Origin of the sequence: Halomonas sp. (genome assembly GCF_014859505.1) — a bacterium.
In the GTDB taxonomy this organism is placed as follows: domain Bacteria; phylum Pseudomonadota; class Gammaproteobacteria; order Pseudomonadales; family Halomonadaceae; genus Halomonas.
Map to the genome: position 1 here is coordinate 1 of NZ_JACUUD010000084.1, position 13,308 is coordinate 13,308.

Consider the following 13,308-nt stretch of genomic DNA (forward strand, 5'->3'; position numbering starts at 1 on the left):
GATGGCCGCCCCGCGGATGGCCGCCCCGCAAAAAAGCGGGACGAAACCCGATAAAGACCGGTTTCATCCCGCTTGTTGTCATTCGCTCGGAACTGATTCGCTCGGAACATCAGAACACTGGGGGCCGAAGCAACAAGCGCTGTTTCAGGGCTCTCGCCCATGCGCCCGGCCAAAATTTTCCGAATACTACAGGAAAAGGCGCGCCTGGACTACCCCCTGGGCCCTGGCCCATCCACAAACGGTCACTCCAGACCGAGCACATCCTGCATCGAGTAACGGCCAGCGCCCTGGCCTGCCACCCAGCGTGCGGCGCGCACCGCCCCCTTGGCGAAGGTCATGCGGCTGGAGGCCTTGTGGGTGATCTCGATGCGCTCGCCCTCGGTGGCGAACATCACGGTGTGCTCGCCGACGATGTCGCCTGCACGCACCGTGGCGAAGCCGATCTCCTTGTCGGTGCGCGGCCCGCACTGCCCCACCCGCTCGAAGACGCCGTGCTCCTTGAGGGTGCGGCCCAGGCTCTCGGCCACCACCTCGCCCATCTTCAGCGCGGTGCCGGAAGGGGCATCCACCTTGTGGCGGTGGTGCGCCTCGATCACCTCGATATCGTAGCCCTCGTCGCCCAGCGCCCTGGCCGCGGTCTCGAGGAGCTTCAGCGTCAGGTTGACACCCACGCTCATGTTCGGCGCGAACACGAAGGGCAGCGTCTTACCATGGCCGTCCAGTTCGGCCAGCTGCTCGTCGGACAGGCCGGTGGTGCCGATCACCATGCGCTTGCCGTGCTCGGCGCAGAAGGCCAGGTTGGCCAGCGTCACCTGGGGGGCGGTGAAATCGATCAGCACGTCGAAGTCGTCGACGATGGCCTCGAGGGAATCCACGGCACTCACCCCCAGCCTGCCGACCCCGGCCAGCTCGCCGATATCGGCGCCGACGAGCGAGCTGCCCGGCTCGACGATGCCGCCGGCCAGGGTGGCGCCGTCATCCTGTTGCACGGCGTTGACCAGGGTGCGGCCCATGCGGCCGGCGACACCGACGATGGCGATACGGGTCATGAGGACTCCTGTGGAAGCGGTAGCGGTTCGGGAATGGGCGCAGTATACCAGAGCCGCCCCGCCCACCATCAGCCGCTCCACGTTCGGCTGCCACGCATCAGCAGCGCCATGGCCAACATCACCGCGACGCTGCCCGGCAGCCACACCCAGCCGACGCTGGCCGGGGACTGCACGAACAGCAGCAGCATGGAGACGAAGGGCACCAGGTAGCCGTAGGCGGTGACCACGCCCGGCGTGAGTGCCGCCGTGGCCCGCTGCATCAGCCAGAAGGTCAGGGCGCTGGAGAAGAGCCCCAGGTAGACCAGCAGCGCCAAGTCACGTCCGCTCATGGTGGCCAGCATGGCCAGCGGCTCGACCGCGAGCCCGACCAGGCCGATCAGCACGCCGCCCGCCCCCAGGCTCCAGAAGGTGCGCACCGCCGCCGAGGCCGGCAGCCGCCCGGTGGCCAGCCCCCACTTGCTGAGTACCGGGTAGAGCGCCGTGGAGAGACAGCCGAGGAAGAACACCGCCTCGCCGATGCCGACGCGCAGCCGGCCGCCCTGCTGCCACGCCTCGGCGACGGCCAGCCCCAGGGCGCCGACGGCCCCCAGCGCCAGGATTGCCGGCAGCTGCCAGCCCGGGCGTTCCACCCCCAGGCCCAGCCCCAGCAGGAAGGCCAGCAGCGGCACGCTCACGTAGAGGGTCGCCATGGAGAGCGCCGTGGCATGGTGGGCCGCCCAGAACATGGCGCCGAAGAAGCCGGCCAGGCACAGGCCCATCAGGGCGTAGAGCGGCAGCAGACGCCAGGGCGGCAGGAACTCCGGCGAGCGGTGCGCCAGCCACCACAGGGCGCTGCAAGCGATGGCGAAGCGCAGGGCGGTAAGCGAGAGCGGCGGAAGCTCGCTCATCAGCCCCACGGCGGGAAACGACAAGCCCACCAGCACCGCCCACAGCAGCATGCCCAGATGGGCCGCGGCCGGAGTGATCCCGTCGGTCACGCCTCCCAGACGATATCCAGCTCGACGCCCTTCAAGGCATCCAGAGCAGCATCCACCTCCCCCTCCAGGCGATCGTGGAGATGGTCCTCGACGGCCTCCACCACCACCATCAGCTTGTCCGGCTCCGCCACCAGGAAGCAGCTGCCGTCTTCGAAGCGCACTTCGACCTGGTCGTCACCGCGCTCCACCTCATGGTCGGCGGACCAGCGCTGGCAGAGCTGGTCGATCAGCACCTCGGCGTCCTCGGCACGAATCTCGGCACGTGAAATCGGCATGGCGGCCACCTCCTGAAGGAATGTCGGACTTCCAGCCTAGGCCCCGGCACCGCCGTCGCCAAGTGGCGATTTCAACAGAACGAAGTGTTCGATCAGCCGGATCATCAACTCTTTCTGGGCCGGTAGGCTCTCGGCCACCAGCAGTGCCAGGGCCACCAGCGTATTATCATTGACCATTCGCTCCACGGGACGGGCCAGCAGTGGCTGGTTGAGGCGCAGGTACCAGAGGAAGAGGAAGGAGCCGGTACGCTTGTTTCCATCTGCAAGCGGGTGATTTTTGATCACGAAATAGAGCAGATGTGCCGCCCGGCTGGCCACGTTCGGGTAGAAAAACTCGTCGCCGAAGCCTTGCTCGATGGTCGCCAGTGCCGAGGCCAGGCCATCACCGCGCATTTGCCCGAACAACTAGGTCGCCTCGCCCTTGGCCATCAACTCGCGTTTCAGAGACGCGATGCCCGCGAGGGCATCGTCCAGATGCAATGGTCGCATGTCGTTCTGGCGGGCGCTGACTTCTCCAAGGCTCTGCTCATCATAGCCCTGCAACAGGCTCCAGGAGCGCGCGTACTCGCTGATGACCTTGAGCACCTGCTCACCCACCGGCTCGATCAGTTGTTGATTGGCCAGAGTGCGGGAGAGCAGCACCACCGCCTGCTCGAACTCGATGCCACGCTCTATCAGCCGCTTCCGGTCGAGCGTATAGCCCTGCACCAGATGCTGTTTCAGCACCGATGTCGCCCAACGCCGGAACTGAACCCCGCGCAGGGACTTGACCCGGTAGCCGACCGAGATGATCACATCCAGAGAATAACGGGCCACGGGCTTATCCGAGGAGGCAATATGCACTTTTTGCATATTGCCTTCTGGATTCAGTTCCCCCTCCTTGAATACGTTGCGAATATGCCGCGACAACACCGACTGATCTCGGCCGAAAAGCTCACACATCTGTGCCTGGCTGAGCCAGACGGTCTCCTGCTCTAACGCCACCTCAAGCGAGATGACGCCATCGCTGGACTGGAAAATCTGAACCTGCTGCATCGTGCACCTCCTTGCCCCGGCCTCCATCGCGAGCGAGCAAGCAATATCACTCACCAACCACAGCCGCTCGTCGACCCGAATCACAGAATATGTGCATATATACAGCTTTCGCCACTTTCATGACAAAAACTGCAAAGCTCGCGTGGTAACGTGTCAGCAGCACCCCAAGGAGGGAGAGGAAGAAAAGGTATGGATAGGATATTGGAGTGCCTGACGCGCCTCAGGGTCGACAAGAAAGGAGACCACCCTGCGCCTCACCAACCCTGCTTGCTTCTAGCGATCATCATCGAGATTCAGGCCGGGCATATCATTTCTCCGCTCGTTCGGATCGATACACGCCTGATCGCCCGCTACTACGACATCTTCCAGATGGTAACAGGGGAACGGCATAGAGCCCGCCCCTGGATGCCGATATGGGCGCTGAGAAACAGAAAGGGGCCCTCCGGCAAGTTGTGGCGCCCAGAATATCTCGCCCCCGTCCGGGAACTGGCCGATCAGATGGGACAGCCCAAATCCTTGAAGCAGATCGAGCAGCGTTTCAGCACCGCGACACTCGATCCCGCTCTGTTTTCAGCTCTTGAAGACAGCACGGCTGCCAAAGAGGCTTGCTCGCTACTGGTTTCCCACTACCTCTCCACCGATAGCGATGCCTATAACCGAGTGCGGCAGTATCTCCAGACGGCGCTGACCAGTGGCGACTACGAGAAACACCCCGAACGCCTCGCAGGTGGTGTGAGGGAAGAGAGCCAGAAATATGCCCGCTCCGCCGCCTTTCGCTCCCTGGTGCTGGAGGCCTACGACTACCGCTGTGCGGCCAGCCGGCTGCGTTATATCACCCCGGACTATCGCTACCTGGTGGAGGCGGCGCATCTGGTGCCCTTCGCCGAGAGCCAGGACGACCGCCCCACCAACGGCCTGGCGCTGACGCCCAACCTGCACTGGGCCATGGACAGCCAGCTGATCGCTCCCGGCCCAGACCACCGCTGGCACCTGAGCCCCGCCGTGGATGCCCTGGTGCCCGACAACCGCTGGCTCTGCGAGCTGGACGGCCAGCCGCTGGTGCTGCCCCGAGACCCGCGCTGGCAGCCGGATCGCGATGCCCTGGCCTGGCGGCTGGACCACCTGCAGCGCTGAAGCAGTGATGAACGCGACGGGCCCCGGCATCTGGCGATGCCGGGGCCCGTCTGTCGCGGCGAGGGGTGATGCCGATTAGGGCTTCATGTCCTCGAAGAACTTCTTCACGCCGTCGAAGAAGCCGCTCTTCTTGGGCGAGTGGTGGGCGCTGTTGGTGCCGCCGAGGCTCTCCTGGAACTGGCGCAGCAGCTCCTTCTGCTCCTCGCCGAGCTTCACCGGCGTCTCGATCACCACCTTGCACAGCAGGTCGCCCGGGGCGCCGCCACGCACCGGCTTGACGCCCTTGCCGCGCAGGCGAAACAGCTTGCCGGTCTGGGTCTCGGGCGGGATCTTGAGCTTCACCCGGCCGTCCAGGGTCGGCACCTCCAGTTCACCGCCCAGCGCGGCGTCGACGAAGTTGATCGGCACCTCGCAGTGCAGGTGCTTGCCGTCACGCTGGAAGATATGGTGCGGCTTGATGTGCACCTGGACGTAGAGATCCCCGGGCGGGCCACCGTTGAGCCCCGCCTCGCCCTCGCCGTTGAGGCGAATGCGATCGCCGGTATCCACGCCGGCGGGGATCTTCACGGACAGGGTGCGGGTCTCGCGCACGCGGCCTTCGCCGTTGCACTTGTGGCACGGCACCTTGATGTGCTGGCCTGAGCCATGGCAGGTCGGGCAGGTCTGCTGCACGGCGAAGAAGCCCTGCTGCATGCGCACCTGACCGTGGCCGGCACAGGTCGGGCAGGTCTCCTTGCTGGAACCCGGCTCGGCGCCCTGGCCATCGCAGCGCTCGCACTCCACGTGGCGCGGCACGCGGATATCCACGCTGGTGCCGGATACCGCATTCTCGAGGTCGAGCTCGAGGTTGTAGCGCAGGTCGCTGCCGCGGGCCGGGGCGTTGGGATGACGACGCCCGCCCCCCCCGCCGCCGAAGATGTCGCCGAAGACATCGCCGAAGATGTCGCTGAAGCCACCGGCACCCGCACCGCCGAAGCCACCGCCGCCGAAGCCGCCGGCCTGGCCGTCCACGCCGGCATGGCCGAACTGGTCATAGGCGGCGCGCTTCTCACCGTCGGTGAGCACCTCATAGGCCTCGGAGACCTCGCGAAACTTCTCCGCGGAGGTCTCGTCGTCCGGGTTGCGGTCGGGGTGAAACTTCTGGGCCAGGCGTCGGTAGGCCTTCTTGATCTCTTTCTGGTCGGCACCGCGCTCTACGCCCAGCACCTCATAATAGTCACGTTTGGACATGGATCGGTCCGCCTCCGTCGCGGTACCGCGGAAACACCAACGCGGGAGTCAGGCCCCCGCGCTGGCATCATCCGTGGTTCAGATGCGTGGTTTACTGCTTCTTCTGGTCGTCGTTGACTTCTTCGTACTCGGCGTCGACCACGTCATCTTCCTGCTTGGCGCCGGCGTCCTGGCCTTCGCCACCGCCCTGCTGGGCGGCTTCGGCCTGGGCCGCGTACATCTTCTGGGCCAGGTTGCCGGAGGCCTCGGTCAGCTTGTCGAGCTTGGCCTGGATGTCGTCCTTGTCATCCCCCTTGATGGCCTCCTCGAGCTCCTTGGCGGCGCTCTCGATGGCCTCCTTCTCTTGCTCGCTGGCGTGCTCGCCGGCTTCCTGCACGGTCTTGCGGGCGGCGTGGACCATGCCGTCGGCCTGGTTGCGCAGTTGCACCAGCTCCTCGAACTTCTTGTCCTCGTCGGCATGAGCCTCGGCGTCGCGGACCATCTGCTCGATCTCGTCGTCGGACAGGCCGCTGGAGGCCTTGATGACGATGGACTGCTCCTTGCCGGTGGCCTTGTCCTTGGCGGACACGTTGAGGATGCCGTTGGCGTCCAGGTCGAAGGCGACCTCGATCTGCGGCACGCCGCGCGGTGCCGGCGGGATGTCGGCCAGGTCGAAGCGGCCCAGCGACTTGTTGCCGCCCGCCTGCTTGCGCTCGCCCTGCAGCACATGGATGGTCACGGCGGTCTGGTTGTCATCCGCGGTCGAGAAGCTCTGGGTCTTCTTGGTCGGGATGGTGGTGTTCTTCTCGATCAGCGGGGTCATCACGCCGCCCAGGGTCTCGATGCCCAGGGTCAGCGGGGTGACGTCGAGCAGCAGCACGTCCTTGACGTCGCCGCCCAGCACGCCGCCCTGGATCGCCGCACCCACGGCCACGGCCTCGTCCGGGTTGACGTCCTTGCGGGCTTCCTTGCCGAAGAAGTCGGCCACCTTCTGCTGCACCATGGGCATGCGGGTCTGGCCGCCGACCAGGATGACGTCGTCGATCTCGGAGGCGGACAGGCCGGCATCCTTGAGCGCGATCTTGCAGGGCGCCAGGGAGCGCTGCACCAGGTCCTCCACCAGCGACTCCAGCTTGGCCCGGGTCACCTTGACGTTGAGGTGCTTCGGCCCGGTGTTGTCGGCCGTGATGTAGGGCAGGTTGACGTCGGTCTGCTGAGCGCTGGAAAGCTCGATCTTGGCCTTCTCGGCGGCTTCCTTGAGGCGCTGCATGGCCAGGTTGTCGCCGGAGAGGTCGATGCCGCTGTCGGACTTGAACTGATCGACCAGGTAGTTGATCAGGTGCATGTCGAAGTCTTCGCCACCCAGGAAGGTGTCGCCGTTGGTGGCCAGCACCTCGAACTGAGTCTCACCGTCGACGTCGGCCACCTCGATGATGGAGATGTCGAAGGTGCCGCCGCCCAGGTCATAGACCGCGATGGTCTTGTCGCCGCGAGACTTGTCCATGCCGTAGGCCAGGGCCGCGGCAGTGGGCTCGTTGATGATCCGCTTGACCTCGAGGCCGGCGATGCGGCCGGCATCCTTGGTGGCCTGACGCTGGCTGTCGTTGAAGTAGGCCGGCACGGTGATGACCGCCTCGGTGACGGGCTCACCCAGGTAGTCTTCCGCGGTCTTCTTCATCTTCTTCAGCACTTCGGCGCTGACCTGCGGCGGGGCCAGCTTCTTGCCGTTGACCTCGACCCAGGCGTCACCGTTGTCGGCCTCGGAGATGGTGTAGGGCACCATCTTGATGTCCTTCTGGACGACGTCGTCCTTGAAGCGACGACCGATCAGGCGCTTGATGGCGTAGAGGGTGTTGGTCGGGTTGGTGACCGCCTGGCGCTTGGCCGACTGGCCCACCAGGATCTCGCCATCCTCGGTGTAGGCGATGATGGACGGCGTGGTGCGCGCGCCCTCGGCGTTCTCGATCACCTTGGCGCTGTCGCCGTCGAGCACGGCCACGCAGGAGTTGGTGGTCCCCAGGTCAATACCGATGATGCGTCCCATAGGAAATCCTCGTAGAGTCGTTGCTTTGTATCCGGAGTCGTGTTCTGCGGCCTGCGCCGCGGAGTTGACATCTATCTGGGGGCCGCAGGTGGCATTTCAAGACCCGCGACCGGGATTTGTTGTGCCTCAGCCGGCGCCCTGGCTGACCACCACCATGGCCGGGCGCACCAGGCGGCCGTTGAGCAGGTAGCCCTTCTGCATCACTTCCATGACGGTATTGGGGTCCAACTCCGGGTTGGGCACCATGGCCATCGCCTCGTGGAACTGCGGGTCGAAGGGCTCCCCCGCGGGCTCCACTGCCTCGACGCCAAACTTGGCCAGCACGTCCTGCTGCATCTTCAGCGTCATGGAGACCCCCTCGCGATGGGCCTCGGTAGCTTCGTCGGCCATGGCCTCCAGGGCCTTCTCGAGGCTGTCGACCACCGGCAGCAGTTCCTTGACGAACTTCTCCAGCGCAAACTTGCGGGCCTTCTCGGCCTCCTGCTCGGCGCGGCGGCGCACGTTCTGGGCCTCGGCGGCGGCGCGCAGCGCCTGATCCTTGGCCTCGGCGACTGTCTGCTCCAGCTCCTCGACACGGGCGGCGAGCAACTCGGCCTCGGGGTTGTCGCTCTCTACTTCAGTCTCGGCCACCTCTGCCTGCTCGGCCGCCTCGACGGCATCCTCCAGTTCGCCTTCCACGGGCTGCGGCTCGGCCTCCTGCTCGCGGCGGGCAAGCTCATCGTCCAGCGGGGTCTGGGGCTCTCTGGCCATGGGTCTCTCCTGACGGGGAGGCGGCGGCCACCGGCCGCCGGCTCGATAATGAATGACGAAAACTGCAATTCTGCGGGGTATATGGGGCCTGGCCGCGGGAACTCAAGGCGGACAGACCCGCGTGCATTATTGGGGGACCTGGACTACTGTATAAACGCACACATGTTGGATAGATGACCAGTAGTCCTGACCCCAGGGCCTGGAGACTTCCCGGGAGGCACCATGCTGACAGAGCTTGCCATTCGCGACTTTGCCATCGTCGATCACCTGGAGCTTGAACTCGCCGGCGGCATGACCGCGATCACCGGTGAGACCGGCGCTGGCAAGTCGATCCTGCTAGGGGCCCTGGGGCTCTGCCTGGGCGAACGCGGCGATGCCGGCAGCGTGCGCCACGGTGCCGAACGCGCCGACCTCTCCGCGCGCTTCGATATCGCCGCACTGCCCGAGGCGCGCGCCTGGCTCGAGTCCCGGGAACTGCCCGTGGACGACTGCCTGCTGCGCCGGGTGGTTAGCGCCAACGGGCGCTCCAAGGCGTGGATCAACGGCCAGCCGGCCACCGTGGCCGACCTCAAGGGGCTGGGCGAGCGGCTGATCGAGATCCACGGCCAGCACGCCCACCAGGCACTACTGCGCGAGGAGACCCACCTGCGTCTGCTCGACGACTTCGCCGGCCACCGCGAGGCGGTGGGCGACATGGCCGAGACCTTCCGGGCCTGGCAGGCCGCCAGGCGCCGTCTCAAGCGCCTGGCCGAGGACGGCGACGAGCTGGCCGCCCGGCGCCAGCTGATGCGCTACCAGGTAGAGGAGCTCGACCAGCTGGCCCTGGCCGAGGGCGAGTTGAAGACGCTGGAAGAGGAGCAGGAGGAGCTGGCCCACGCCGAGGAGCGCCTGCGCGAGGCGCTGTTCGCGGCCGAGTGCTGCGACGGCGACGAGGGCGGCGCCATGACCCGGCTGACCCAGGCGATCAACCACCTCTCGGCACTGCCCGGCAGCGACCGCGGCCGCCTGGCCGAGGCGCTCTCCATGCTGGGCGAGGCGCGCATCCAGATCGAGGAGGCGGCCCGGGAGCTCCATCACTTCGCCGAGGGTACCGAGCTCGACCCGGAGCGCCTGGCCTGGGTGGAGCAGCGCCTCGGTGAGGTGCACCGCCTGGCCCGCAAGCACCACGTGATGCCCGAGGAACTGACCGAGCTGCACCAGCGGCTGCAGGGCGAGCTTGCGCGCCTGGAAGGCGGCGACGAGGACCTCGAGGCGCTGGAGGGCGAGGTCGATGCCCTGCGCGAGCGGTGGCGGGGGCAGGCCCGCCTGGTGGGCGAGGCTCGCCACCAGGCCGCCACCCGCTTCGGCAAGGCGGTACAGGAACAGCTCGCCTTCCTCGCCATGGGCAAGGCGCGCTTCGAGGTCGAGGTGCTGGCGCGTGACACCCCCGCCGCCGAGGGCATGGAGGGGGTGCGCTTCCTGATCAGCGCCAACCCCGGCCAGCCAGCACGCCCTCTGGCCAAGGTGGCCTCGGGCGGCGAGCTGTCACGGATCAGCCTGGCCATCCAGGTGGTCGCCGCCCGCCACTCCACCATTCCCAGCCTGGTGTTCGACGAGGTGGACGTGGGGGTCTCCGGCGCCACCGCCGAGATCGTCGGACAGCTGCTGCGCCGGCTGGGCGAGCAGGGCCAGGTGATGACCGTGACCCACCTGCCCCAGGTCGCGGCCCAGGCGCACCGCCACCTGCACATCGAGAAGCACGCGGAGCAGGAGACCACCCTCACCCGCATGGCACTGCTGGACGAGGCCGGCCGGGTCGGCGAGCTGGCGCGGATGCTCGGCGGTGTCAATCTCTCCGAACGCACCCTGGCCCATGCACGCGAGATGCTCGACGCGAGCCAGCGTCCCCATCACTGAGCCCTCTTTACAACGCGCTGACGGGACCCTCGGTACCAAGCCCTCTGTCATCGACCCCATGAAACGCACGCGGCCCCGATCATCGATCGGGGCCGCGCGGTGTCGCTAGCAGTCAGTGCGGGGCGCTATCTTTTCTGAGAGCCGTCCTGGCGCGTCACGCTGGAGCCCTTGGGGCGCACATAAAGCACCAGGGCGTGATCGACAAGGTCAAAGCCGTGCTCCTCGGCGATCTCCTGCTGGCGCCGCTCTATGGTCTCGTCGAAGAACTCGATGATCTCACCGCTGTCCAGGCACACCATATGGTCATGGTGCTCCTCCTGGGAGATCTCGAAGACGGCGTGACCACCATCGAAGTTATGACGCACCACCAAGCCTGCCGACTCGAACTGGGTCAACACGCGATAGACGGTGGCCAGGCCCACATCCTCGCCGGCTTCCAGCAGGGTCTTGTAGACATCCTCGGCGCTCATGTGGTGTTCGCCCTGGGCGCTCTCGAGGATCTGCAGGATCTTCACGCGGGGCAGGGTCACCTTCAGACCGGCCTTGCGCAGTTCATGGTTCTGGTCGGCCATGGTTGCTCTTCGCAGTATCGGGTAGGGTCGGGTATGATCGACCGAAACCACGATAGTGAAGAACAGGCGCAAATGCAAAAGCTGACAAGAATCGTCACCCTTTCTGTAGCCCTGCTGCTGGTCAGCGGCTGCAGCTACTTCGGGGTCTACAAGCGGGACATCCCTCAGGGCAACCTGGTGACCGCCGACATGGTAGACCAACTGCGGCCAGGCATGACCCGCGACGACGTGGTCTACGTGATGGGACGCCCGCTGCTGGAGGCGCCCTTCGACGCCAACCAGTGGGACTACGTGTTCCGCCTCGACGAGGCCTACGGCGACGTGGAGCGGCGACGCGTGACCCTCTCCTTTGCGGGCAACAGACTGGTGGATATCCAACAGGAAGGCGATCTGGGGCGCGACATCGACCTGCGCGCAAGCGAGAGCGTCGGCCCGCAGGTGGAAGGCGCCGAGCCACTGGACGTCACCCCGGAACCGCGGCCGGAAGGCGGCGCCACGGTGCCCATGGGCGGCGAGCCGTCCCGCGACTTCTAGGCCCGCCATCAGGCCCTGACGCCCCGCCGAGGCCCTGCCCCGACGGGGCGTCAGCGTTTCTCGGCGATCGCCCTGGCCAGCCGCGCCGCCTTGGGGTCGAGGATCAGCGGGCGGTAGAGCTCCACGCGATCGCCGGCCCGCAGGCGATGGCTCGACGGTTCACGCAGCCGCTTGCCGAAGATGCCGAGGTCTGTCCCGGCGAAGGCCTCAGGGGAGACATCGGGGAAACGACCCGGCAGGTCGGCCAGGGCCACCGCCTCACTGGCCGTGGCACCCAGCGGCACCTCCAGGGCAACCACCGCCTGTCGCTCGGGCAGGGCGAAGGCCACCTCCACCGCGATCCTGGCCATGGCTCAGCGCCCGTAGAGATCGTCGGCGCGGCGGGTGAAGGCATCCACCAGCTGCCCCGCCACCTGCTGGAAGAGCTTGCCGAAGGCCATGCCCAGCAGGCGGCTGGCGAACTCGAACTCCATCTCCAGGCACACCTTGCAGGCATTCTCCCCCATGGGAATGAACATCCAGCGCCCGCGCAGGCGCCTGAAGGGCCCGCTGACCAGCGACATCTCGATGCGCTCGGGCTCGATCAGGTCGTTGCGGGTCGCAATGCTCTGCTCGATGCCGGCACGACCGAGGGTCATCTCGCCGATCAGGTGCGAGTCGTCCCGCTCTATCAGGCGGGCACGCCGACAACCCGGCAGGAACTCCGGATAGCTCTCGAAGTCATTGACCAGATCGAACATCTGCTGGGGGGTGTGTCGCACCATGGCGGTTCGGTTGACCGTTGGCATTGAGCTCTCCGCTGACTTCACAGTGCCCAGGGCGTATCATGAGCCGTTATTTCAGGCCTTGAATGGTATCACGCTTCCCCTCATATCGAAGGGGTAGCCGCCACGGGCACGGACAGACACGAGGTTTCATGGCCAACAAGAAAGGCAAGGGCAAGGGGCCCAGCAGCAACGTCATCGCCCAGAACAAGAAGGCTCGCTTCGAGTACCACATCGACGAAACCTTCGAGGCGGGCCTGGTGCTGGCCGGCTGGGAGGTCAAGAGCCTGCGCGCCGGCAAGGCCCAGCTGACGGATACCTACATCCTGGTCAAGAGCGCCGAGGCCTGGCTACTGGGCAGCCATATCATGCCGCTCAACACCGCCAGCACCCACGAGATCGCCGACCCCATCCGCACGCGCAAGCTGCTGCTCCACCGCAAGGAGATCGCCAGGATCTTCTCGCGGACCCAGGAAAAGGGGCACACCTGCGTGCCGCTCAAGCTCTACTGGAAGGGCAACCGGGTGAAGTGCGAGCTGGCCCTTGTGACGGGCAAGAAGCTTCACGACAAGCGGGCCACCGAGAAGGACCGCGACTGGCAGCGCCAGAAGGGCCGCATCATGCGGGAACAAAACAAGGCGTAGGCTGTCACAAGGCTGCTGATCCTGATAGGATGGGCAGTCAAGGGGGCGACATGGTTTCGACGCCGGTGACAACCCCTGCGGTGCATGCCGAGATCGTGATGTATCTCGTAAATCCCACATCACAAATGAATAGTCGCAAACGACGACAACTACGCTCAGGGCGCGCTGGCAGCCTAACAGCTGTTAGCTTCTTGTCCGGCCCCAAAGCGATGTGCCCATTCATCGCAGAGGGGATAAGAGCTAAGAATGATGGGATCGTGATCGGTAGCGTCCTCATGCCGTTCGCTAAATCTAAGAGGAATCGCGTCGCTGGATCCTGACCGTCGGAGCCAGAGGCGTTAAATCAAACGACGGAATCTAAGCATGTAGAGCCAATGGGCGAGTGCTGGCGGACGCGGGTTCAATTCCCGCCGCCTCCACCAAAC

General features: G+C 65.9%; 15 protein-coding genes and 1 other RNA gene. 5 read left to right on the forward strand and 11 right to left on the reverse strand.

The window, feature by feature from the left end; translation table 11 throughout:
- Positions 1 to 242: 242 nt before the first annotated feature.
- From dapB to IBX53_RS11335, 5 genes are all read right to left on the reverse strand, one after another.
- On the reverse strand, positions 243 to 1,049 hold the full coding sequence (gene dapB / locus IBX53_RS11315) for a 4-hydroxy-tetrahydrodipicolinate reductase (protein WP_290909241.1): 807 nt from the start codon (positions 1,047 to 1,049) through the stop codon (positions 243 to 245).
- Positions 1,050 to 1,117: 68 nt separating this feature from the next.
- Positions 1,118 to 2,026 (reverse strand): DMT family transporter, encoded by a 909-nt coding sequence (locus IBX53_RS11320; protein ID WP_290909244.1) that lies wholly within the window; start codon positions 2,024 to 2,026, stop codon positions 1,118 to 1,120.
- Positions 2,023 to 2,301 (reverse strand): DUF2218 domain-containing protein, encoded by a 279-nt coding sequence (locus tag IBX53_RS11325; RefSeq protein WP_290909246.1) that lies wholly within the window; start codon positions 2,299 to 2,301, stop codon positions 2,023 to 2,025. Before IBX53_RS11325 ends, IBX53_RS11320 begins: the two co-directional genes overlap by 4 nt.
- A 36-nt stretch (positions 2,302 to 2,337) precedes the next feature.
- Positions 2,338 to 2,706: a type II toxin-antitoxin system death-on-curing family toxin gene (locus tag IBX53_RS11330; RefSeq protein ID WP_290909248.1), complete on the reverse strand. Its 369-nt coding sequence runs from the start codon at positions 2,704 to 2,706 to the stop codon at positions 2,338 to 2,340.
- Positions 2,707 to 3,336 (reverse strand): RhuM family protein, encoded by a 630-nt coding sequence (locus IBX53_RS11335; RefSeq protein WP_290909250.1) that lies wholly within the window; start codon positions 3,334 to 3,336, stop codon positions 2,707 to 2,709.
- Positions 3,337 to 3,834: 498 nt separating this feature from the next.
- Here IBX53_RS11335 and IBX53_RS11340 point away from each other — a divergent pair, with 498 nt between their 5' ends.
- The gene (locus IBX53_RS11340; RefSeq protein ID WP_290909252.1) at positions 3,835 to 4,470 is read left to right on the forward strand and encodes an HNH endonuclease; all 636 of its coding nucleotides are present in this window, start codon (positions 3,835 to 3,837) and stop codon (positions 4,468 to 4,470) included.
- Between the two features lie 75 nt (positions 4,471 to 4,545).
- Here the strand turns inward: IBX53_RS11340 and dnaJ are convergent, their stop codons facing one another.
- From dnaJ to grpE, 3 genes are all read right to left on the reverse strand, one after another.
- Positions 4,546 to 5,700 carry a molecular chaperone DnaJ gene (gene dnaJ / locus IBX53_RS11345; RefSeq protein WP_290909254.1) on the reverse strand — a complete coding sequence of 385 codons (1,155 nt, stop codon included), beginning with the start codon at positions 5,698 to 5,700 and terminating at the stop codon, positions 4,546 to 4,548.
- A 91-nt stretch (positions 5,701 to 5,791) separates the two neighbouring features.
- Positions 5,792 to 7,723, reverse strand: a complete 1,932-nt coding sequence (gene dnaK / locus IBX53_RS11350; RefSeq protein ID WP_290909255.1) for a molecular chaperone DnaK — start codon at positions 7,721 to 7,723, stop codon at positions 5,792 to 5,794.
- A gap of 126 nt (positions 7,724 to 7,849) precedes the next feature.
- A complete protein-coding gene (grpE, locus tag IBX53_RS11355) occupies positions 7,850 to 8,473 on the reverse strand; it encodes a nucleotide exchange factor GrpE (RefSeq protein WP_290909257.1) in 624 nt (207 codons plus the stop codon).
- Positions 8,474 to 8,695: 222 nt separating this feature from the next.
- Between grpE and recN the strand changes: the two genes are divergently transcribed.
- Complete coding sequence (recN, locus tag IBX53_RS11360; RefSeq protein WP_290909259.1) at positions 8,696 to 10,369, forward strand: DNA repair protein RecN; 1,674 nt, start codon at positions 8,696 to 8,698, stop codon at positions 10,367 to 10,369.
- A 125-nt stretch (positions 10,370 to 10,494) separates the two neighbouring features.
- Here recN and fur read toward each other — a convergent pair whose 3' ends face one another.
- On the reverse strand, positions 10,495 to 10,941 hold the full coding sequence (gene fur / locus IBX53_RS11365) for a ferric iron uptake transcriptional regulator (RefSeq protein WP_290909261.1): 447 nt from the start codon (positions 10,939 to 10,941) through the stop codon (positions 10,495 to 10,497).
- Between the two features lie 72 nt (positions 10,942 to 11,013).
- Here fur and IBX53_RS11370 point away from each other — a divergent pair, with 72 nt between their 5' ends.
- Positions 11,014 to 11,475, forward strand: a complete 462-nt coding sequence (locus tag IBX53_RS11370) for an outer membrane protein assembly factor BamE (RefSeq protein ID WP_290909263.1) — start codon at positions 11,014 to 11,016, stop codon at positions 11,473 to 11,475.
- A 50-nt stretch (positions 11,476 to 11,525) separates the two neighbouring features.
- Here IBX53_RS11370 and IBX53_RS11375 read toward each other — a convergent pair whose 3' ends face one another.
- Positions 11,526 to 11,825, reverse strand: coding sequence for an RnfH family protein (locus tag IBX53_RS11375; protein WP_290909265.1), 300 nt, complete (start codon positions 11,823 to 11,825; stop codon positions 11,526 to 11,528).
- A gap of 3 nt (positions 11,826 to 11,828) precedes the next feature.
- Complete coding sequence (locus IBX53_RS11380) at positions 11,829 to 12,263, reverse strand: type II toxin-antitoxin system RatA family toxin (RefSeq protein WP_290909267.1); 435 nt, start codon at positions 12,261 to 12,263, stop codon at positions 11,829 to 11,831.
- 128 nt (positions 12,264 to 12,391) lie between these two features.
- Between IBX53_RS11380 and smpB the strand changes: the two genes are divergently transcribed.
- Complete coding sequence (gene smpB / locus IBX53_RS11385) at positions 12,392 to 12,883, forward strand: SsrA-binding protein SmpB (protein ID WP_290909269.1); 492 nt, start codon at positions 12,392 to 12,394, stop codon at positions 12,881 to 12,883.
- 41 nt (positions 12,884 to 12,924) lie between these two features.
- Positions 12,925 to 13,305: a transfer-messenger RNA gene (gene ssrA / locus IBX53_RS11390) on the forward strand.
- The last annotated feature ends 3 nt before the right edge of the window (positions 13,306 to 13,308 follow it).